Here is a 20986-nt window from a genome sequence, read left to right on the forward strand (position 1 = left end):
ACCTGCAAACTTGTTGAGAGCCGCCCGCCCGGGCGGCCCCATTTTCGACAAAGGAGCGTTTTTCGCTTGGGACAGGTGCATGTGCTTGACCATCCCCTCATTCAGCACAAGTTGACCCTGATTCGCGACAAGAACACGGGGACCAAGGAGTTTCGAGCCCTCGTGCAGGAGGTCGCGATGCTCATGGTGTACGAAATCACGCGCGACCTGCCGTTGCAGGAGGTTACCGTGGAGACGCCGGTGGGCGTGGCCTCCGCGAAGGTCATCGCGGGCAAGACGCTCGCCATCGTGCCCGTCCTGCGCGCCGGGCTCGGCATGGTGGAAGGCATTTTGAACTTGATCCCCGGCGCGAAAGTCGGTCATATCGGGCTGTACCGAGACCCGGATACGCTGATGCCCGTCGAGTACTACTGCAAGCTCCCGGCTCATCTGGAGGAGCGGGATGTGTACGTGGTCGATCCGATGCTCGCCACGGGGGGATCCGCGGTGGCGGCGCTTCGCGCGGTGAAGGAACGCGGCGCTCAGCGCCCGAAGCTCATGTGCCTGGTCGGGGTTCCCGAAGGGATCCGGGCGGTTCAGGAGCACCATCCGGACGTCGATATCTATCTGGCCGCCGTGGACGACCATCTGAACGATCACGGCTACATCGTCCCCGGCCTCGGCGACGCAGGCGATCGCCTCTTCGGGACGAAGTAGACGGCTTCGCTCGGACGAGCTCGGGAAAGATGAAGAGGGGGTCCTGCCTTTGAAAGCAACGCCCGTCCGCGTGCTCACCGTCTTTGGGACGAGGCCAGAGGCCATTAAGATGGCGCCGCTCGTGCAGGCGCTCGAGGCGCATCCGCAGATCGAATCGCTGGTGTGTGTCACGGCGCAGCACCGCGAGATGCTGGATCAGGTGCTGGACGTCTTCTCGATTCGCGTGGACGACGATCTCGACATCATGGAACCCAAGCAGACGCTGGCGACCATCACGGTGAAGGCGCTCGCGGGGCTGGAAGCCGTGCTCGAGCGCCGGAAGCCCGATCTGGTGCTGGTTCACGGCGATACCACCACGACCTTCGCGGCCAGTTTGGCGGCGTTCTACCAACAAATCGCCATTGGACACGTGGAAGCCGGGCTTCGGACCTACCGCAAGTACAGTCCGTTCCCGGAAGAGATGAACCGCCAGTTGACCGACGTGCTGTGTGACTTGTTCTTTGCGCCGACGGATGTCGCCGCCGCCCATCTCCGGCAGGAGGGGCGACCGGAGGACGCCATCTTCGTCACCGGCAACACCGCCATCGATGCGATGCGCACGACCGTCCGCGAGGGCTACACCCATCCTGTGCTGGACGGCATGCCCAAGGGCGCGCGCCTGATCTACATGACGAGCCATCGCCGCGAGAACTGGGGCGAGAAGCTCGAGAACATCTGCCGAGCCGCCCGCCGCGTGGTCGACCTCAGTGACGATCTCCACTTGGTCTACCCGGTTCACCTGAACCCGCGCGTGCGAGATACCGTGTTTTCCATCCTCGGCGGCCATCCGCGGATTCATCTGCTCGATCCGCTTGGCGTGATCGACAACCACAACTTCATGGCTCGCTCCACGCTCATCCTCACGGATTCCGGTGGCATCCAGGAGGAGGCGCCGTCTTTGGGTGTGCCGGTTCTTGTGCTGCGAGACACGACCGAGCGGCCGGAAGGCATTGAAGCTGGGACGCTTCGGCTTGTGGGGACGGACGAGGAGGTCATCTTCGCGGAGGCGAAGCGATTGCTGACGGACGAGGCGGCATACCGCGACATGGCGGGCCGGAAAAACCCGTATGGAGACGGCCGGGCTTCCGAGCGCATCGTGCAGGCCATCCTGTACCACTTCGGGCTCGGGGAAAGGCCGCAGCCGTTTCGGTACCTGGAATCCGACGGACCGTTTCAACTCCGCTGAGGATTACCAGTATATGCTTCCGCTTTCAATTCCAATTGTGGAATTGTGAATTCAGCTTCGATGCCGCGAATCGCCCGGCGAGGATTTTGTGAACAATCCGGGACAGCCGGGCAAAATCCCGGGTATTCCGCAGGGTTTCCGCGTTGACATTGAATTTTGGGCTAGTGTACTATAGGCGAGGGTTCTGGCATTTCACCATACAAACAGGCGTTTCACCCTACGAGAAGGGTGAGCTAGCGCGCCCATTTCTGGAAACGCCTTCCTTGCAATGGTTATCCTAGCTTGCAAGCGGAAACTCTATAGGTATGTGGTGGAATGTTGCAAAAGCTCCACTCAGTCTCTTGCATCACACAAGTTTGTCCCTCTCTTCAATCTGTTCTAGGTGGTGTGTGCGTTCGCAGACGAAGACCGCAACGAGGCGCGTTCTGCGCGCAAGCAGCCGAGTGACTGGACGTTGTTTGCCGTCTACTCAGGCGCCACGCTGCAACTCGCTGGGTGCATCGTCGGCCTGGGGTTTGTGGGACATGTCGTCAGTCAGCATGTCCATCGGCTGTGGCCGACCGTCGCCGGGGTGGTGCTGGGCGTGATCGCCGGAGTGTCGGGGCTTGCGTTCCTCGTCAAACAGGTTCTAGGAGACCGACGATGAGTGCGAATTCCCTCATGAAGCGCCTTCGGGCCATCCAGTGGTCGTGGCTCGGGCTGATGTTGTTGACCGCGCTTTGCGTGGCTGTGTTCAGGGAGTTGCGTCCCGTCTTCAGCGGCCTGTTGCTGGGTGAGTTGGGCGGCCTGTTCGTCATCTTCAGCATGATCCGCCAGGGGCATTTGAACGACAACGTTCAGGGAACGCTGCTCTTCGCCTCTGGGATGGCGGGCATGTTTGCGCGGCTTGCGCTCATCGTCGTCATCATGGTGATTGCGCTGAAGTTCCGGGCGCTGTTCAATCCCTATGCGGCCCTGGCCGGGTACGCGCTGAGCTTTGTGTTCATCATCATTGGGATGTATCGGTATGCCAAGAACCCGCCTGATCAACACCCATGACGGAAAGAAGGTGAAAACGTGCCGGTCTTCCCGACGTTATTCCCGGGGACCATCTGGCAGACGAACGTCGTCGTGATCGCGACCATCTTCCTGACGGGGCTCATCGTGTTCATCTTGTTGCGCTTGGCCGTGGCGCGGATGGACATGCGTCACCCGCGTGGGCTGCAGAACCTCGTGGAATGGGCCTTCGATTTCTCGGAGAGCATGGCGAAAGACGTGATGCCGAGCGATGAGTCGCGGCGGTTTGTGCGACCCCTCGCGTTCATCACGCTGCTCTTTCTGTTCGTCGCCAACTGGCTCGGGCTCATCATGTCCATCACGGTGCACTTTGATCCGCATGCGCACGTCTGGGGGCTGAGTCCGTCCGACCTGCAGACCTCCAAGGGGGACGTGGAGCTGTTTGACTCTCCCACGTCCAACATGAGCATGGCGCTTGGACTCGCCATCATGGTGTGGGTGATTAGCCACGCGCGGGGGCTCAGGCATCCCGCGAAGTGGTTTCGCCATCTGCTCCGCCACTTCCCGTTTGGGTTGCTGGAGGAAATCACAAATCCGCTGACGCACGGCATGCGACTTTTCGGCAACATTTTTGCCGGCGAGATCCTTCTCGGCCTTCTGCTGCGCGCGCCGTTCGCGTTTCACTTCATTCCATGGCAACTGCCGTTCATCATCCTGTGGCTGCTGTACAGCGGCTTTGTCGCGACCATTCAAGCTTACGTGTTCAGCATCCTGATGTGCCTGTACATTGGTATGAAGTCGTTTGAGGCGGACAGCCAGCATTGATGGCGCGGCGTCCGCAAGGGCTTGCGCGAACGAAGTTTACGTCCATAACCAAAGGAGGAACAGACTGATGCAACTCGACATGATCAAGGCGATTTACGACATCGCGGTGGCGCTTCTGCTCGGTTTGGCTGCCGTCGGTTCCGGCGTGGGCGACGGTATGGTTATGAGCAAATACGTCGAAGGCGTGGCCCGTCAACCCGAAGCGCGCGGTTCCATCTTCGGCAGCGCGCTCCTTGGCGTCGCGTTGGTCGAGGCGTTCCCGGTCATCGCGCTGGCGTTCGGTATCATCATCCTCTTTACGAAGGGCGCGTTCTGATGCCTTTCGCGCCCGGCGGTTTTGGCCGGGCGCTCGTGTGAGCCGGATGCCAATCCAAGGAGGAGGGAGTGTTCCAGGTGGGCGGCATCTTTCAGGTTGGAACGTTCATCTTCTCCGTGATTTCGTTCCTCATCGTGTTTTTCATCATTCAGCGGTTCGCGTTCAAGCCGCTGGCAAAGATGTTGGAACAGCGGAGAATTCACATTGAGACGCAGATTTCCGAAGCGGAAAAGAGCCGCGAGGAAGCCGAGCGGCTGTTGGCGGAACAACAGCGCTTGTTGGAAGAGGCGCGGAAGGAAGCTCGCAACATGCTGGATCAAGCTCGCATTCGCGCCGACGAGCAGGCACGCGAGATCGTGCAGAAGGCGGAGGAGGAGGCCGCTCGGATTCTCGAGGAGAGCCGCCAGGCCATCGTGCGCGAACGGGACGAGGCGTTGGCCGCGGTCACGAAGCGCGTGGCCGAGTTGTCCGTCGAACTGACGGCGAAGCTTTTGTGCGATCACGTCACGCCGGAAGTTCACAAAGACCTCTTGGCGGAGGCCGAGAGCAAACTGGGTGAGCTCGTATGCTGACGGGCGCGGTGGCGAATCGATATGCGCGCGCACTGGTGTCGTACGCGAAAGAGCACGGTGTCGTCGACGAGATCGCGCAGGAACTCGAAAAGATCCGGGGTCTCATGGAAGCGTCGAAGGAGCTGTCGCAATTTCTGGCGAGTCCGGTCGTGACGCCGGATCAGAAGCTCCAAGCGCTGGAGGGCGTGTTGGGCGGAGCGCTGCGCCCGGATGTCGCCCGCTTTCTCAAGCTGATGCTCGAGCGTGGGCGCGGCGCGTACATCGCGTCGGTGGCTCTCAGGTATCAGGAGTTGGCGGACGAAATCCACGGCCGTGTGCGGGTGGAGATCGAGACGGCGCAACCCCTGGCGGAAGCGGATCTGGATCAGTTGGTCCGTCGGCTGACGGAAGCGTGCGGCAAGACGGTCGTTCCGAAGGTGATCGAAAATCCGGCGCTCGTCGCGGGTGTGAGAATCCAGATGGGCCATCGCGTGCTGGACGCGACGACGGCGAACGCTTTGCGTCAGTTCCGCGACAGCCTTCTGGCCCGCGCAGTCCGTAAGGAGGGAATACGTTGAGCATTCGTCCGGATGAAATCAGCGCGCTCATTAAGCAACAGATCGAGCAGTTTGAGCTCAAGGCCGAGGTGCGCGACACGGGTACGGTTCTGTCGGTGGGCGACGGGATCGCGCGACTGTATGGCCTTGACAACGTCATGGCGGGCGAATTGGTGGAGTTCGAAAGCGGCGTTTACGGGATGGCGCTCAACCTGGAGGAGGACAACGTCGGCGTCGTGGTGCTCGGTTCTGTGCAGGGCATCCGCGAAGGCGAGCAGGTGCGCCGCACGGGACGGCTGGTCACGGTGCCTGTGGGCCCACAGCTTCTGGGCCGCGTCGTGAACGCGCTGGGTCAACCCATTGACAACAAGGGCCCCATTGAAGCCACCGAGTATCGCCCCGTCGAGTCGCCGGCGCCGGGCGTCATTGTGCGCCGGTCCGTGCACGAACCACTGGAGACGGGAATTAAGGCCATCGACTCCATGGTGCCGATTGGGCGTGGTCAGCGCGAGTTGATCATCGGCGATCGTCAGACCGGTAAGACGGCCATCGCGCTGGACACCATCATCAACCAAAAAGGCAAAGACGTGAAGTGTATCTACGTCGCCATCGGGCAGAAGCAGTCCACGGTCGCGCAGGTCGTGGAGACGCTGCGCCGATATGGCGCGATGGAGTACACCACCGTGGTGGTGGCGAGCGCGTCCGAGCCGGCTCCGCTCTTGTTCCTGGCGCCCTACGCAGGGTGCGCCATGGCGGAGTACTACCTTTACAACGGGCAGCATGCGCTGGTCGTGTACGACGACCTTTCAAAGCAGGCCGCGGCGTACCGCGAAATGTCGCTCTTGCTGCGCCGGCCGCCGGGCCGCGAGGCGTATCCGGGTGACGTCTTTTACCTGCACTCGCGCCTGCTCGAGCGCGCGGCGAAGCTGAACGACGAGCACGGCGGCGGATCGCTCACGGCCCTGCCGTTCATCGAAACGCAGGCCGGCGATATCTCCGCGTACATCCCGACGAACGTCATCTCGATCACGGACGGCCAGATCTTCCTGGAATCGGACCTGTTCTTCGCGGGCGTGCGGCCGGCCATCAACGTCGGATCGTCCGTGTCCCGCGTCGGATCGGCTGCGCAGACGAAGGCGATGAAGAAGGTCGCGGGTACGCTGAAGCTCGATCTCGCCCAGTACCGCGAGCTGCAGGCCTTTACGCAGTTCGGCAGCGACCTGGACAAGGCGACGCAGGACACCCTGCGCCGCGGCGAACGGATGACGGAACTGCTGAAGCAGCCTCAGTACCATCCGCTGACATTCGACCGTCAGGTCGCGTCGCTGTGGACCGGCGTGAACGGATATCTCGACGACATTCCGGTCGAGGCTGTGCAGAAGTTCGAGCGCGAGTGGCTCGCTTTCCTGGATCGCGAGTACCCGCAGGTGTTCCAACAGATGCAGGAGCGCAAGTCGCTTGAGGACGACACCATCGAACTGATGAAGGAAGCGATGGCGAAGTTCAAGCCGACGTTTGTGCCCTGAGGACGGACGACGGACGCACGGCCCTTCGCGGGCCGTGCCGCATGAATCGGGGCTTGGGCCCAAACCGGTGGTGAGAACGGGCGATGGCGCAAAACAGCATGCGCGACATCCGGCGCCGCATCAAGAGCGTCCGGAACACCGCGCAGATCACAAAGGCGATGGAGATGGTCGCGGCCGCCAAGCTCCGCCGCGTGCAGGATGCGGTGCAACAGTCGAAGCCGTACCTCTCCAAGATGCAGGAGATGCTCGCCAACCTGTCGCTTTCGGCGCGCCACGTGAAGCATCCTTTGCTCGCGGTGCGGCCGGTGCGCCGAATCGGCTATCTGGTCATCACGGCCGATCGCGGCTTGGCCGGGCCGTACAACGCGCAGGTGGTGCGCGCCGCCATGCAGGAGTTCGGCCAGCGCGACAAGGGTTCCTACGCGATTTACACCGTCGGCAAGCGCGGGCGAAACTTCTTTCAACGGCGCGGCCTGCCCATTGCGGCCGAGGTGGTCGACCTCCCCGACACGCCCACGTATCACTCGGTGCGCCATTTGGCGGAAAGCATTGTGGCGGCGTACGAGCGGGAGGAGTTCGACGAGCTGTATTTCATCTACAACGAGTTCATCAACGCGGCTGTCCAGCGGCCCGTTGTGCGCAAGGTGCTGCCGCTTGCTTCCCTTGGGGAGAACCTTCAGGGGCCGCGGCGCCAGTATCTGTTCGAGCCGGATGAGGAGTCGGTGTTGGCCGCCCTGCTTCCGCGGTACGCCGAGACGTTGGTGTACCAAGCGGTGTTGGACGCCAAGGCTTCCGAACATGCTGCGCGCATGAACGCCATGGGCAACGCGACCGACAACGCGCTTGAGCTGATTGAAAAGTTGACGCTGTCGTTGAACCGGGCGCGCCAGGCGGCGATCACGACGCAGATCGCCGAGATCGTCGGCGGCGCGGAAGCGTTGAAATAACGAAGGAAACGGCCGCAAGGAGGGACATTCGTGAACAAAGGGTATGTGGTGCAGGTCATGGGCCCGGTGGTCGATGTCCGCTTTCCAGAAGGACAACTGCCGGCAATCAACAACGCCCTCCGGATCGACTATGAGGGCGAGTTGCCCGTGCATCTGACGCTCGAGGTGGCACTCCACCTCGGAGACAACGTGGTACGGACCATCGCCATGTCCTCGACGGACGGACTCGTCCGCGGCGTCGAGGTGGTGGACACCGGACAACCCATCTCGATGCCGGTTGGACCGGGCACGCTGGGGCGCATTTTCAACGTCCTCGGCGAAACCATCGACGAGAAGGGACCGGTCGAAGCCGCGGAGCGCTGGCCCATTCATCGACCCGCACCTGCGTTCGGCGATTTGACGACGAAGACGGAGATCTTCGAGACGGGCATCAAGGTCGTGGACTTGCTCGCGCCGTACGTCAAGGGCGGTAAAGTCGGTCTGTTCGGCGGCGCCGGCGTCGGCAAGACGGTGCTCATCCAGGAGCTCATCCACAACATCGCGAAGGAGCACGGCGGTTACTCGGTCTTCGCGGGCGTGGGCGAGCGCACTCGCGAAGGTAACGACCTCTATCACGAGATGAAGGAGTCGGGCGTTCTCGACAAAACGTGCATGGTGTTCGGCCAGATGAACGAGCCGCCTGGCGCGCGTCTGCGCGTGGCACTCTCCGGTCTCACGCTCGCCGAGTACTTCCGCGATGTCGAACAACGCGACGTTCTGTTCTTCATCGACAACATCTTCCGCTTCACGCAGGCCGGCTCCGAAGTGTCGGCATTGCTCGGCCGCATGCCGTCCGCCGTGGGCTACCAGCCGACGTTGGCGACGGAAATGGGCCAACTTCAGGAGCGCATCGCTTCGACGGTTCGCGGCTCCATCACGTCGATTCAGGCCGTGTATGTGCCGGCAGACGACTACACGGATCCGGCGCCGGCCAACACCTTCACGCACCTCGACGCGACGACGGTGCTGGAGCGCCGCATTGCGGACATGGGCCTCTATCCGGCGGTCGATCCGCTCGCCTCGACGTCTCGCGCACTGCAGCCGGACATCGTGGGCGAAGAGCACTATCAGGTGGCGCGCGGCGTGCAGGCCGTGTTGCAGCGCTACCGCGAGCTTCAGGACATCATCGCCATTCTCGGCATGGACGAGTTGACGGATGAGGACCGCCTGATCGTGTCGCGTGCGCGTAAAATCCAGAACTTCCTGTCGCAGCCGTTCTTCGTCGCCGAGGTGTTCACCGGCACGCCCGGCAAGTACGTGCCCGTGAAGGATACGGTTCGCTCGTTTAAGGAGATCCTGGAAGGCAAGCACGACGACATCCCGGAGACGTACTTCCGCTACTGCGGCGCCATCGAAGACGTGATCGAGAAGGCGCGCAAGGACGGCTACGCCTGATCCCATCCGGAAGTGAGGTGAGCGCAGATGCTGACCGTGCCGCTCGAAATCGTCACGCCGGAGCGGATCGTGCTGTCGATGGATGTGCGCATGGTGATCCTGCGAGGCGGCGATGGCGAAATCGGGATTTTGCCTCGCCACATGCCGCTTGCGACAGCGGTGAAGCCGTGCCTCGTGCGCATTCGGCTGGCGGACGATCGCCAGGACGTGGTGCCCGTGTCAGGCGGATTTGTGGAGGTCCTTCCTGAGAAAATCACGATTCTCGCCGACACGGCGGAGTTGCCCGAGGAAATCGACGTCGATCGCGCCCTTCGCGCCAAGGACCGCGCGGAGAAGCGCCTTCAGGCGGCGGTCGACGGCGAAGAAGCGGAGCGCGCTCGTCAGGCGCTCACGCGGGCGGAGCTCCGGCTTCAGGCGGTGGAGGAGCACAAGCGTCTGAATGGATTTCTTCGCGCAAGTGTCCCCAGCGCGTGAATTCATGGTATGATGAAAAAGGCAGCTGGCCGTCTCTTCACGATAGGTTGGGAGGCGGCCAGTGCCGTTTCGGTTGCCGGCGGCGGAACGGGTGAACGGGAGGTGACCTGGTGCAGCTGGCATATCGCGTCAGTGCGACGATAGGGGCCGACGGCCTGGTCCTCCTCCTCGTGTTCTTCCTCGGCGTGGTGGCCTGTTGGTGGGCGCTCGGCGCGCTGAAATGGGACAAGTTTACCCATCACCCGTTCGCGGGTCAGGCGCAGCTGTTGCGGTTTTTCCTCGCGCTCGCAGGAGGCGTGCTCTCCGTAGTTGTCGGGTTGATTCTTCTCGGCGCCATGCAGTTGTTGAACGGCGCATTCTGACGGCGGTTTGAATTCGCGGTCGTCTACGAAATCTATGAGACCTTGATTGCAAGGGGTTTAGCCTTGGCGCCTTCTGTCCAGACTGGAGACAGGTGAAACGATGGAACGCCTGACTTCCAGATCGGATGGAGGGATCGTCCATGGCACAAACTAGGGTCATTCGGCGGGCTCGTCTCGTGCGCCGCCGCGGGAAAAAGATTTGGAAGCGCGCGATGTGGATGGCGCTTTTCATCGGGCTCGGCGCCGTGCTGGCGCATCCGCCGGGCACGGCGAGCGCGCAGACCGCGGCTCCTGCGCAATCGAATGGGGCCGCGCAGTACCAATTTCTCATGAGCGCCATCCGCGCCACGGGCGCGACGCCCAACGGGTATCTCATCCACGACTGGACGCAATTGAACTCGTCGTTTCTGAACGAGGCCCAGCTCACGGCGCTCGGGGCCCAGGTGGTGCAGGAGTTGGGACTCGGCGACGCGCAGACGCAGTCGATCCAGCTCGTGAATGAGACGTATTGGAAGGCGGACGGCGTCTGGCCCGGCGGAACGCGCGCCGAGATCGTCCTGACCAGCTTTCCCGGCGCGCAAGGCGGCGCAGGAGACGGCCAACCGGAGACCGTGATGACCGTGACGGCGTCCAGTTCCAACTTGACGGAAGGCCAATTTTCATCGCAATATGACCAGGTGGAGCGCACCGTGGCGTCCGTGAACGGCACGCCGCAGATGAGCGCATACATAGCTGGTTTCAAACCGAGCGAAGTCAGCGAGGCGGAAGCGGACCAAATGGCGATCGCGGCCTTGAAAGCGGTGGGCGCTGCGGCGGTGGAGGGCATTCGCACGCCACTCGAGACGAGCCTATCCGGCTACAGCGCCCGAGCATCGGTGTACGTTCTGGCGGGAGGCAACCGGCGCGTCAACGTCCAGGTGGCTGTGCACGACGACTCGTTCCGGCAGGGAACGGACGTCTACGTGGGCTCTCCTCTCGTGCTCGCGACGTATTGAGGACGCATCCGTGCCGCCGCTTCGCGAGGCTGAGGAAAGCCGTGCGGAGGTAGCGGAATGGGAAAGATTGTGATTGAGGGTGGATATCCCCTAGAGGGTACCGTTCGCGTCAGCGGAGCGAAGAATGCGGTGTTGCCTATCCTCGCCGCGAGTCTGCTGGCTGAGGAAGGCGTGAGTCAGATTGAAGAGGTCCCGCATCTGCTCGACGTGCGCGTCATGGCGGATACGGTCTCGGCGCTCGGCGCGAAGCTGGAGTGGAACGGCAGCACCATCCGCGTCGACGCTCGGCGCCTGTTGAGCGTTTGTCCGCCTGCGGAGCTGGTCCGCAAGATGCGCGCTTCTTTTGTGGTGGCGGGACCTCTTCTCGCGCGCTTTGGCGAGGCCATGGTGGCGCTGCCCGGCGGCTGCAATATCGGGCCGAGGCCGGTGGATCTTCACATTAAGGGACTCGAGGCGCTTGGGGCCACGGCCGTGGTGGAAAACGGATATGTTCACTTCCGAGCGCCTCGCGGCGGACTCCGCGGCGCACGCATCTACCTGGATGTGCCGAGCGTGGGGGCCACTCAGAACATCATGATGGCGGCGGTGCTGGCCAAGGGACAGACGATCATCGAAAACGCGGCGAAGGAGCCGGAAAATGTCGATCTCGCCAACTATCTGAATGCCATGGGCGCCCGCGTCCGCGGTGCGGGTACGGACGTCATTCGCATCGAGGGCGTTGAGCGGCTTCGCGGCGCGACGCACGCCGTCATCCCCGACCGCATTGAGGCCGGCACGTTTCTGATTGCGGCCGCCCTCCTCGGGCGAGGCGTGTACGTCGAGAACGCGCTGTCCCATCACCTCATGTCCCTGATTGCCAAGCTCGAGGAGGCAGGCGCGGTCATCGAAGATCACGTCGAAGGCATCAAGGTTTGGCCTTGCCAGGGAGGCCGCATGAAAGCTCTCGACGTCAAGACGCACTACTACCCATCGTTTCCAACCGACTTGCAGGCGCAGATGGTCGCGGCCCTCACCGTCGCGCAAGGCACGAGCACGGTCACCGAAACCGTGTTCGAGAACCGGTTCATGCATGTCGCCGAGCTGCAGCGCATGGGTGCCAATATTCACATTGAGGGGCGGACCGCCGTCATAGAAGGTGTACCGCGCCTGACCGGCGCCCGAGTCACGGCGACCGACTTGCGCGCTGGGGCGGCGCTCGTCATCGCAGGGCTTCTCGCCGAGGGCCAGACCGAGGTGTATGGACTGCATCACATCGACCGAGGTTATGACGATCTCGTCGGCAAGTTCCGTCAACTCGGCGCTCGCGTCGATCGCATCGAAGGAGACGCGGAAATCCAGATCGCCAAGTCCGTGGGCTGATCCCACCTGCAGGCCGCAGATCCCGAGCGGGGTCTGCGGCTTTTGCGTTTGGAACCTGGGGCCCGACCAAGCGGGCGCACCTCAGGAGGCTGGGCGTGGGCATACCGCTCGGGTCCGCCGCATAGGCTCCACTGAACGGGTTGTCCCTTGCCTGTTCCCCCAGAGCGGCGTGGGTCCGCCAGACGTGATCAGGAGGAAACAGAGCCATGTCCCAGTCGAACCTCTTGCGCGCGGCCCTTCAGTTTGGCGTCCGGTTGGCCGTTGCGTTTGTCGCGATGGTCATCGTCCCCGTCGGGATCGCAAAAGCGCTCCAGCGTTCTCCGATGCCGAATGTCTCCGCGTGGGTTGCCACCCACGACGCCCGCACCGAGCTCCGCGTGTACGACGTGGAGACGGGGCAGTCCTCGCCGATGTCGCTCAACGCCTACATTCTCCAGGTGCTGTTGGCCAATTGCAGCCCGCGAGCTTCCCTGACCAGCCTTGAAGCCGCCAGCGTCGCGGTCCGCACCTACGCCGTCCGATCGATGCTGCACCCCTCTGGCGCAGCCCGGCGGGCGCATGCCGACCTCACCGACAATGCGTCCCTGGATCTCCCGATGGAGACGGAGCACGAACTGGAGCTGTCCATCGGGGCGCAGGCGGCCCTCCCGTTCCTCGCGCGTGCACAAGCCGCCATCGAAGCGACCGACGGCCAGATCCTCACGTATGGCGGACAGCCGATTCTCGCGTTTCTGTGCGAAATCTCGACAGGCCGCACGCGATCGGCCGAAGAGGCGCTCGGCTATCCGTTGCCGTACCTGAGAAGCACCGCGTGTCCCGCGGACGCCGCGAATCCAGCCCGCGTTTCAACCGTCACGTACACGCTCGGCGCCTTCAATCAGGCCCTTTCCGCGCATCTGACCGACTTCAGGAATCTCTCTGTGGTGCGCGCGAGCGACGGCTTTGTGCAGGCCGTGAAGGCGGGAAGCGAGACGTGGAGCGGACCGACGTTCGCCGCGAACCTGGGGCTCGCGTCGGATGATTTCACGTGGAAGGCGAGCGGAGACCGACTGACCTTGACGTGTTACGGACGCGGGCCCGATCTCGGCATGAGTTTGAACGAGGCCGATGCCCTGGCACTCAAGGGAATGTCCTACAGGGCCATTTTGGCGCACTTCTATCCAGGCGCTCGCCTGGAAGTCATCGGCGCGGCGGTCCAGGACATGGGAACATCCGGTAAGTAACTCTACCCAAAATTTGAGGGCAACACGTATAGATGGGCTTCCACGTGGCGAGACTCACTACTGAGGTGAGCGCCACATGGATGAGAAGCAACAGCTTGAGTCGAAACCAGAGACGCCACAAGCGCAAAATCAGAGTCCTGTGCGCAAGTGGCTGTCCAAGCGTTGGGTCTACCCGGCGATGTACTTGGGCGCGGCGGCGGTCGTGATCGGCGTGATCTATACCCGTATCGAGACAAGCAGCACGCCGACGTCGGTCACCACTACGGAGACCAATCAGACCAGTCAGACGGGCACCACATCGAACGGGCTCGAGCCTTGGGTGTGGCCGTACGCGCAGGGGACCGACGCGACGGTGACGATGGGATTCTTCCCGGTGCATGGATCGCTGAAACAGCAGGCGGCTGCGGTGGTCGAATACGACAACACGTATTATCCGCACAAGGGCATTGATATTCGCGCCGCCGGGGGACGGCAGTTCACAGTGGTGGCTGCCCAGCGCGGCACCGTGGAGAGCGTGACCAATCAGCCGCTCTACGGCTACGAGGTGGTCGTCAACTCGCCGGGCGGCTACACGGAGACGTATCAGTCCCTGGGTTCGGTGGATGTGAAGCCGGGACAGGCCATCTCGGCTGGCGATCCCATCGGCACGACGTCGAGCAACCTGTTTGAACAGAGCGAAGGCAACCACTTGTACTTCCAAGTCAATCATAACGGTCAGCCGATCGACCCCGAGTCGCTTCTCCCGAAGCAATGAACGGGTGGACCGTGCGCCCGCCGCAGTGCGGGCGTTTTTGTTTTGCGGTCGGGCCCGTTCGACGTATTTCCCGGAAAAAGATCATCCTTCCCCTCGTTTCCCGTTGACGCGCCAGCGTGTCGAAATTCCCCGGAACATTCGAAATGGCCAGGCCTGGCGCGGCATACGGTGTACACCCCCTCATATAAATAAAGCAGACCAACTGACCTGCCACGGGGAGGCGAGGGGAGTGCATGACTACATCAAGGAGCGTACTCTTAAGATTGGGGAGTACATTGTCGAAACGCGCAACACGGTCCGAACCATCGCGCGAGAGTTCGGCGTCTCCAAGAGCACAGTGCACAAGGATCTGACGGAGCGGCTGCCGGAGATCAACCCGGAGTTGGCCAGCAAGGTAAAGGAAATTTTGGAATACCACAAAGCGATCCGGCACTTGCGCGGTGGCGAAGCGACGAAAATGAAGTATCATAAGGGAGACGATGAGCGGGCTGGGTCGGCCGTCAAGTCGAAAAGGGTCGAGCGGCGCAAAGGAGTTTCGAGCGGACTGTAGAATAACTTCCTTGCATCCCCACTCCATTCATGCGAGCAGATGAACGACCTTCCCCAATCTCGTACGCTCTACACGTAGGAGGACTCGCCGCAAATGTTTTCAAGGGACGTTGGTGTGGATTTGGGCACCGCCAATGTGCTGGTGCATGTCAAAGGCCAAGGGATTGTACTCGACGAGCCATCGGTCGTTGCAATAGATCAGGTTACCAAGCAGGTTGTCGCGGTAGGCGAAGAAGCTCGCCGCATGTTGGGGCGCACACCGGGGAATATCGTCGCGATTCGTCCGCTCCGGGAGGGCGTGATCGCCGATTTTGAAGTGACAGAGATGATGCTTCGCCATTTTCTCAACAAGACCATCGGCAAGCGCTTCTTCGGGCGCCCGCGCGTGATGATCTGCGTCCCCGCGGGGATCACCTCGGTCGAGCAGAAAGCGGTTCGAGAGGCGGCGGAAGCGGTAGGCATCAAACAGGTGGATCTGATTGAGGAGCCGAAGGCCGCCGCCATCGGCGCAGGGCTCAACATCTTCGAACCGAGCGGTTCGATGGTGGTGGACATCGGGGGCGGCACCACGGACATCGCGGTGCTGTCGCTGGGCGACGTGGTGACCTCGACGTCGCTCAGAATCGCGGGGGACAAGCTGGATGAGGCGATTATCAAATACATTCGGCGGGAATACAACCTCATGATCGGCGAGCGCACGGCTGAAGAGCTGAAGAAAGAACTCGCGACCGTGTTCCCCGGCGGGCGCCAGAAGAGCACGGACGTGCGCGGCCGCGACATGGTGACGGGCTTGCCGAAGACGGTCACGGTCCACTCGGAGGAACTGCGCGAGGCGCTGCAGGAACCGGTGTACGCGATTGTTCAGGCGACGAAGTCGGTGTTGGAGCAGACGCCTCCCGAGCTCGCGGCCGATATCTTCGACAAAGGCGTGGTCCTGACGGGTGGCGGGGCGCTCGTGGATGGGCTGGACAAGCTCATGCAGTCTGAACTGGAGATCCCCGTGCACATCGCGGAGAACCCCATGCACTGCGTCGTGATAGGGACAGGGCGGGTGCTGGAGAGCCCGGAGTGGAACAAGTATCGCGATCGCGGCCGGCGGCGGGCGCGGCGGTGACGGAGGTGTGACGCGATGATCCAGGGGCTGACGGCGGCCGCCTCCGGCATGGCGGCGGAGGACCGGCTCGAGCAACTTCTGTCGAACAACCTGGCGAATCAGGAGACGCCGGGCTTCAAGGCATCGCTCGGCGAGTTGATCGAGGATCCCGTGTTTTCGATGGAGCGGTACACGTACGGCGACGGCGCGGACGGGATCGGCATCGGTGAGATGGGCGGCGGGGTCGACTTCCAGGAGGGCGTCCCGGCGTTCTCCGAGGGCGCGCTCGAGACCACCGGGCGCCCGCTGGATCTCGCGATCGTGGACGCTGTCTCGAGCGGAGATGTCGCTTATGTCCTGACCGCGCAAGGCGCCAAACCCGTGGCAGGGCCGGTGACGGTGGGCGCGGGCGGGCGACTGATGGCAGGGGGACTTCCGCTGGCGGTGTACGGGGCGGATGGGCAGCCGGTTCAGGGCCTTTTTGCGGTGCGCAACCCGGCGTATCAGGGCAGCGAACTCCTCAGCCAAGGCGGATCGCCCGCTTACGACGCCGCGGGCAGGCCGTCCTACGTCATCGAGAATGCGGCGGGGCAGGTCGTCTACACGCCTGGGACCGAGACGGATGACCCGTACGCCATCCGCGCGGGCAGTGCGGATGACCTGGGCTATCACGCGTTTCTGCCAGTCCAATATGTGGATGCGAGCGGTCAGTCGGGCCTTGCGGTGACCCGAGACGGCGCCCTGCAGTTGAACGCGGACAACGTGTTGGTGGACGCCGCGGGACATGCCATCGCCCCGCTGGACGCGGCGGGGCAGGTGATCGTGGGCGGCCGGATCGTGGTCAATCCGCTCTATCATGGCACGCAAATCTTTTCGCAGAATGGCACCCCGGTGTATGATGCCAATGGACAACCCTCCTTTCGGGTCTACGACGCACAGGGCAACCTGGTTCCCGGGGGGCGGATCGGCCTTGTGGACGCGGACGTGACCCAACTGCAGCCCCTCGGCGAGGGAGAATACATGGTCGGGTCGTCGTATCAGGCGTCGGAGGTTCAGCCTCTTCTTCGCGCGGGGACCGGGCGGATGGTGTTTGGCGCGCTCGAGAGCTCCAACGTGAACGTCGCGGCCACGATGGCGCAAATGATGCAGGCGCTGAACGCTTACGAGGCGAATCAGCGGGTGGCCCAGTCGGTCGATGCCATCCTGAACGTGGCGGTGACGGATCTCGGCAAGGTACAAGGCGCCTGAAGGCGGGAGGCGGGCTCATGGGACAGATGATGTGGAACGGGCTTTCTGGGCTCAACGCGGCCAACACGTGGATTGACCAGATCGCGGATAACCTGGCGAACCTGCAGACGCCTGGATACGCGGCGGAGCAAGGGACGTTCGCCGACTTGCTGACCATGCAGGTCTATGGCAACGCGACCGATCCGTCTTCGGCGCAGCGGGTCACGCCGCCGGGATGGCGCGGGGGAACGGGCGTCGCGCGCACGGATGAAGAGCGCGATTTCAGCCAGGGCGCGCTGGTGCACACGGGCATTCCAACTCACCTTGCCATCGAAGGATCCGGCTTCTTCGTCGTCCAAACGCCGTCCGGCCGCATGTATACGCGGGCGGGCAACTTCATTTGGAGCCGCCGGTCGGACGGATCGTTTGTGCTCGCGACCCAGGCCGGCAACCCGGTCCTGTCCGCGACAGGCGAACCGATTGTCCAGCCGGCGGGTGCATCGTCGATGGCGGTCTCGCGCGACGGCACCATCCGCTTTGCGGACGGAAGGACGGTCAAGCTCGGCCTGGTCGAAATTGGCGAACCATCGAGCCACCTCATCCCCGAAGGCAACGGGTTGTACCGTCTGGGCTCAGGTGGGGTCGCCGTTCCTGCGCGGAATTCGAGCGTGTTGCAGGGGTACGTGAACGGATCCAACGTCGACGAGTCCGCCGCCATGGCGCAACTGGTCGCCGCCCAGGATTTCTACGAGGAGAACGCTCAGGCCGTCTCCATTGCCAATCAATTGCTCGGCTTGGCAGACACCATCCGGACGTCGGGAGGTTGAGGAGGCGATCGCGTGAACCTGCCCAATCTGTTGACACTCTTGCGGCTCTTGCTCATCCCGTGTTATCTATGGGCGTTCTACGGCGTGGAAAGCCCGCACAAGATCCTGGCCTTATCCGTGTTGTTGTTCGCAGGTCTCACCGACGTCCTGGATGGTTACCTGGCTCGCACGTACAAACTGGAAACGTACACGGGCCAACTGCTCGATCCGCTTGCGGACAAGCTGATGATGGTGTCCGTCCTCTTCACCCTGCTCGCCTCGGGGCGGCTTCCTTGGTTGGTCGCCGCGCTGCTCGTCTTCCGCGACGTCGCGATGATCGCGGGAGCGGCGTTTTTTTACTTCCAAGGCAAGCGCGCCGTGCCGAAGGCCAACTGGTGGGGCAAGATCACGACCTGCTTTTACTACGTCGGCATCTCGCTCTGCATTCTCGCCTGGCCCACGCCTGAGGCCGGCGAGATGGTGCTGTGGTTCACGGTCGGACTGTCGTATGTCACGACCGTGATCTACGTGCGCAGCATGAAGATCATTCCGGTTCGGCGCCGCGTGTATTGAGGCGTTTGGATCATTGGAGGTCCCTTCATGGATTGGAAACCGCCCCTTGGCATCGATGAAATTCAACAGATCCTTCCGCACCGATATCCCATTCTCCTCGTCGATCGCGTCACGGAAATCGACGGGAACCGCGCGGTGGGCTACAAACTCGTGACCATCAACGAGCCTCATTTGCAAGGCCATTTCCCCAACTATCCCATCATGCCGGGCGTTCTCATTGTGGAAGCGATGGCGCAACTCGGCGGGGTGGCCATTCTGTCCGATCCGGCCTATCGCGGGAAGCGCCCGCTGCTCGCCGGCGTCGATGGCGCCCGCTTTCGCGGCGAGGTCAGGCCGGGCGATCGGCTGGACATGGAAGTCGTGATCGACCGGATGAAAGGTCGCATGGGCCGCGGTATGGGAAAGGCCCACGTGGACGGCAAGCTGGTCGCGGAAGCCACCATCCTCTTCGCCATTGCGGACGGCGAGGCCTGATTCCGGCCTCGCCCGCTTTTTAGCCCAGATCTTCGGGAGAAAGCCCCGCGTCCATCGCCTGCTGGCGCATCTTGCGCAGGGCTCGCATGCGCCACGTTCGAATGGTGGCCGCGCTGACCCCAAGGTATTGCGCGATCTCGTCCGTCTCCAAACCGGCGAGTTCAAGCTGAAGCCAGGCGCCCTCTCGAGGTGACAACTTCGCTTCGCGCGCGAGGCGCAGGAGAGTGAGCCGACCATCCACGCCGCGGAATGCGTCCTGCGCGCGCTCGGCGGGATGGCGGCCGTTCGAACGTGCCTCATCCCACGCTTCGTTCACGTCCGCCTCTCCTTCTTCCACCTCCCTTTGAAATGCGGTGCGATCCCGCAACTGCCAAAGCCTTCGCATCGCGCTGCGCGTGTCCCCGTGAACTCGGCGCGCCGCATAGGCCGGGAATGGCGCAACATCGGGGTTGTGTGTGGCGATGGCCAGGAGGAACGCGGCGCACGCCTCCTGATACGCTTCATCGTACCCGGCCACGCGCGCGTAGCGGGAGGCGACTCGGCGCAGGAGCGGCCTGAACATGTCGAACAGCATGCGGAGGCAGGTCTCGTCGCCTGTCCTGGCGCGATCGACCAAATCGTGCAGCGTGGACAGTGGAATCATCGGAAGTTCCCTCGCTTGGGCGGGCCGGCCCGCGAAATTTGCATGCGAGGGGAAGATTAGGGCCTGCGGCGGAAGCTGTCCCGTTCCGAGTGTGCGTGAGACTTCGCGCTCGACTTGGCGGGCGTGGCGCGCATGAGGTTGCGCGCGTCCACGGTGCGCAGGGGTGGGTGCGCGCATCGGCAGCGCGGCGGAGATTTGCCAGAGGAGATGCGCAGATCGGACTGGATTTTTGCACACACTAGAACCAAACCCCTCTTGCATTTCCCGCGGGCAGGTGTATAATAAGGTCAAGAAAAGTCAAAGTCAAAACACAAGGTCAAATCGAAACCAGAGGACGGTGCTGCGTTAGGGGTTGTCAACATGGCGAGCAACATCTCGGACATCATCGAGGCTTACCTGAAGCGACTCATGGAAGAAAGCGGGCTGGACGTGATCGAGATTCAGCGCAACGAGCTCGCGGAACAGTTTCACTGCGTGCCGTCGCAGATCAACTACGTCATCAGCACGCGCTTCACGACGGACCACGGCTACATCGTGGAGTCAAAGCGCGGAGGCGGCGGCTACATCCGCATCCGGCGGGTCAAGTTGGACAAGGATCATCTTCTGTGGGACGTCCTCCGATCCCTCGGAGACGAGGTCAGCCAGTCTGCCAGCGAAGCGCTGATCGAACGACTGCACCGGGACGGGTGGTTGACGGACCGGGAGGCGGCGCTCATCTCCGCCATGTTGCGGCGGGATGTGCTGGCGCTGGACCTTCCGTACCGGGATCGGTTGCGGGCGAAGTTGTTGGCGAGCGCGCTTCAGGCGCTGGCGGCGCATCGAAAACCTTGAAAGCGAGGTGGGGCCGATGCTTTGCGAGCGGTGCCATGAGAGGCCGGCGACGGTCCATGTGACGAAGATCATCAACGGCGTTCAAACGGCGTATCACCTGTGTGAGGTGTGCGCCAAAGAGCAGGGCGACGTGTTCCCGAATCCGTTTCTCATGGGCAGTCCGTTCGATTTCAACAAATTGTTGAGCGGGCTGTTGAATATGGAATCCTCATCGGGATTCACGCCCGTCACGACCCAGGCTCAGCAGCGCTGCGGGACGTGCGGGATGACGTACAACCAGTTCACCCAAATCGGAAGGTTTGGATGTCCCGACTGTTACGACGCGTTTTCCGCGCGGCTTGAGCCTCTGTTGCGGCGAATTCAAAACGGGCTGCGCCACACGGGAAAGGTCCCGGGCTCGGCCGGCGAGCGGCAACAATTGGCGCGCAGGTTGGAGCAACTCCGGCGGGAACTACAGCAGGCCGTGGCGCAAGAGCAGTTCGAACGCGCGGCGCAACTGCGCGACGAAATCCGCAAACTGGAACAAGGCGCGCAGTGAGGAGGTGTTCAC

Annotated in this window: 26 protein-coding genes; 25 read left to right on the forward strand and 1 reads right to left on the reverse strand. The window is 62.7% G+C overall.

What is annotated here, in order from left to right; genetic code table 11:
• The first annotated feature begins 66 nt into the window (after nucleotides 1-66).
• The 23 genes from upp to fabZ all read left to right on the forward strand — a co-directional run bounded on the left by upp (nucleotide 67) and on the right by fabZ (nucleotide 18962).
• The gene (upp, locus tag J3481_RS01820; RefSeq protein WP_206830666.1) at nucleotides 67-696 is read left to right on the forward strand and encodes a uracil phosphoribosyltransferase; all 630 of its coding nucleotides are present in this window, start codon (nucleotides 67-69) and stop codon (nucleotides 694-696) included.
• Between the two features lie 109 nt (nucleotides 697-805).
• Nucleotides 806-1921 carry a non-hydrolyzing UDP-N-acetylglucosamine 2-epimerase gene (gene wecB, locus J3481_RS01825; RefSeq protein ID WP_236011022.1) on the forward strand — a complete coding sequence of 372 codons (1116 nt, stop codon included), beginning with the start codon at nucleotides 806-808 and terminating at the stop codon, nucleotides 1919-1921.
• Between the two features lie 385 nt (nucleotides 1922-2306).
• Complete coding sequence (locus J3481_RS01830) at nucleotides 2307-2567, forward strand: hypothetical protein (protein WP_236011004.1); 261 nt, start codon at nucleotides 2307-2309, stop codon at nucleotides 2565-2567.
• Nucleotides 2564-2959, forward strand: coding sequence for a hypothetical protein (locus J3481_RS01835; protein ID WP_206830662.1), 396 nt, complete (start codon nucleotides 2564-2566; stop codon nucleotides 2957-2959). The genes J3481_RS01830 and J3481_RS01835 overlap by 4 nt, the downstream gene beginning before the upstream one ends.
• A gap of 18 nt (nucleotides 2960-2977) precedes the next feature.
• Nucleotides 2978-3742 (forward strand): F0F1 ATP synthase subunit A, encoded by a 765-nt coding sequence (gene atpB / locus J3481_RS01840; protein WP_206830661.1) that lies wholly within the window; start codon nucleotides 2978-2980, stop codon nucleotides 3740-3742.
• Nucleotides 3743-3809: 67 nt separating this feature from the next.
• Nucleotides 3810-4058: an ATP synthase F0 subunit C gene (gene atpE, locus J3481_RS01845; RefSeq protein WP_236011005.1), complete on the forward strand. Its 249-nt coding sequence runs from the start codon at nucleotides 3810-3812 to the stop codon at nucleotides 4056-4058.
• A 68-nt stretch (nucleotides 4059-4126) separates the two neighbouring features.
• Nucleotides 4127-4630, forward strand: a complete 504-nt coding sequence (atpF, locus tag J3481_RS01850) for a F0F1 ATP synthase subunit B (protein ID WP_206830659.1) — start codon at nucleotides 4127-4129, stop codon at nucleotides 4628-4630.
• Complete coding sequence (gene atpH, locus J3481_RS01855; RefSeq protein ID WP_206830657.1) at nucleotides 4624-5187, forward strand: ATP synthase F1 subunit delta; 564 nt, start codon at nucleotides 4624-4626, stop codon at nucleotides 5185-5187. The genes atpF and atpH overlap by 7 nt, the downstream gene beginning before the upstream one ends.
• Nucleotides 5184-6692, forward strand: coding sequence for a F0F1 ATP synthase subunit alpha (gene atpA, locus J3481_RS01860; RefSeq protein WP_206830656.1), 1509 nt, complete (start codon nucleotides 5184-5186; stop codon nucleotides 6690-6692). The genes atpH and atpA overlap by 4 nt, the downstream gene beginning before the upstream one ends.
• Nucleotides 6693-6775: 83 nt before the next feature.
• Nucleotides 6776-7639: an ATP synthase F1 subunit gamma gene (gene atpG, locus J3481_RS01865; RefSeq protein ID WP_206830654.1), complete on the forward strand. Its 864-nt coding sequence runs from the start codon at nucleotides 6776-6778 to the stop codon at nucleotides 7637-7639.
• 30 nt (nucleotides 7640-7669) lie between these two features.
• On the forward strand, nucleotides 7670-9073 hold the full coding sequence (gene atpD / locus J3481_RS01870; protein ID WP_206830652.1) for a F0F1 ATP synthase subunit beta: 1404 nt from the start codon (nucleotides 7670-7672) through the stop codon (nucleotides 9071-9073).
• Between the two features lie 27 nt (nucleotides 9074-9100).
• Nucleotides 9101-9547, forward strand: a complete 447-nt coding sequence (gene atpC / locus J3481_RS01875) for an ATP synthase F1 subunit epsilon (protein ID WP_206830651.1) — start codon at nucleotides 9101-9103, stop codon at nucleotides 9545-9547.
• 110 nt (nucleotides 9548-9657) lie between these two features.
• Nucleotides 9658-9909, forward strand: coding sequence for a DUF1146 family protein (locus tag J3481_RS01880; protein WP_206830649.1), 252 nt, complete (start codon nucleotides 9658-9660; stop codon nucleotides 9907-9909).
• Nucleotides 9910-10049: 140 nt separating this feature from the next.
• Complete coding sequence (locus J3481_RS01885; RefSeq protein ID WP_206830647.1) at nucleotides 10050-10904, forward strand: YwmB family TATA-box binding protein; 855 nt, start codon at nucleotides 10050-10052, stop codon at nucleotides 10902-10904.
• Between the two features lie 57 nt (nucleotides 10905-10961).
• Entirely contained in the window at nucleotides 10962-12263 is a 1302-nt protein-coding gene (gene murA / locus J3481_RS01890) for a UDP-N-acetylglucosamine 1-carboxyvinyltransferase (protein WP_206830646.1), read from the forward strand.
• 206 nt (nucleotides 12264-12469) lie between these two features.
• Entirely contained in the window at nucleotides 12470-13486 is a 1017-nt protein-coding gene (locus tag J3481_RS01895) for a SpoIID/LytB domain-containing protein (protein WP_206830645.1), read from the forward strand.
• A 76-nt stretch (nucleotides 13487-13562) separates the two neighbouring features.
• A complete protein-coding gene (locus tag J3481_RS01900) occupies nucleotides 13563-14240 on the forward strand; it encodes a M23 family metallopeptidase (protein WP_206830644.1) in 678 nt (225 codons plus the stop codon).
• 229 nt (nucleotides 14241-14469) lie between these two features.
• Complete coding sequence (gene spoIIID, locus J3481_RS01905; protein WP_206830643.1) at nucleotides 14470-14790, forward strand: sporulation transcriptional regulator SpoIIID; 321 nt, start codon at nucleotides 14470-14472, stop codon at nucleotides 14788-14790.
• Between the two features lie 93 nt (nucleotides 14791-14883).
• A complete protein-coding gene (gene mreB, locus J3481_RS01910; protein WP_206830642.1) occupies nucleotides 14884-15903 on the forward strand; it encodes a rod shape-determining protein in 1020 nt (339 codons plus the stop codon).
• A gap of 15 nt (nucleotides 15904-15918) precedes the next feature.
• Complete coding sequence (locus tag J3481_RS01915; protein WP_206830641.1) at nucleotides 15919-17130, forward strand: flagellar basal body rod C-terminal domain-containing protein; 1212 nt, start codon at nucleotides 15919-15921, stop codon at nucleotides 17128-17130.
• Between the two features lie 17 nt (nucleotides 17131-17147).
• Nucleotides 17148-17936 (forward strand): flagellar hook-basal body protein, encoded by a 789-nt coding sequence (locus J3481_RS01920; protein ID WP_206830640.1) that lies wholly within the window; start codon nucleotides 17148-17150, stop codon nucleotides 17934-17936.
• A gap of 12 nt (nucleotides 17937-17948) precedes the next feature.
• A complete protein-coding gene (gene pgsA / locus J3481_RS01925; RefSeq protein ID WP_206830639.1) occupies nucleotides 17949-18488 on the forward strand; it encodes a CDP-diacylglycerol--glycerol-3-phosphate 3-phosphatidyltransferase in 540 nt (179 codons plus the stop codon).
• Nucleotides 18489-18515: 27 nt separating this feature from the next.
• Nucleotides 18516-18962 carry a 3-hydroxyacyl-ACP dehydratase FabZ gene (gene fabZ / locus J3481_RS01930; RefSeq protein WP_206830638.1) on the forward strand — a complete coding sequence of 149 codons (447 nt, stop codon included), beginning with the start codon at nucleotides 18516-18518 and terminating at the stop codon, nucleotides 18960-18962.
• Nucleotides 18963-18981: 19 nt separating this feature from the next.
• Here the strand turns inward: fabZ and J3481_RS01935 are convergent, their stop codons facing one another.
• On the reverse strand, nucleotides 18982-19605 hold the full coding sequence (locus J3481_RS01935) for an RNA polymerase sigma factor (RefSeq protein ID WP_206830637.1): 624 nt from the start codon (nucleotides 19603-19605) through the stop codon (nucleotides 18982-18984).
• Nucleotides 19606-19965: 360 nt separating this feature from the next.
• Between J3481_RS01935 and J3481_RS01940 the strand changes: the two genes are divergently transcribed.
• Both J3481_RS01940 and J3481_RS01945 read left to right on the forward strand, forming a co-directional pair.
• Nucleotides 19966-20436 carry a CtsR family transcriptional regulator gene (locus J3481_RS01940; RefSeq protein ID WP_206830636.1) on the forward strand — a complete coding sequence of 157 codons (471 nt, stop codon included), beginning with the start codon at nucleotides 19966-19968 and terminating at the stop codon, nucleotides 20434-20436.
• 16 nt (nucleotides 20437-20452) lie between these two features.
• Nucleotides 20453-20974 (forward strand): UvrB/UvrC motif-containing protein, encoded by a 522-nt coding sequence (locus J3481_RS01945; protein WP_206830635.1) that lies wholly within the window; start codon nucleotides 20453-20455, stop codon nucleotides 20972-20974.
• The last annotated feature ends 12 nt before the right edge of the window (nucleotides 20975-20986 follow it).

Origin of the sequence: Alicyclobacillus fructus, from assembly GCF_017329605.1 — a bacterium.
Classification (GTDB): domain Bacteria; phylum Bacillota; class Bacilli; order Alicyclobacillales; family Alicyclobacillaceae; genus Alicyclobacillus; species Alicyclobacillus fructus.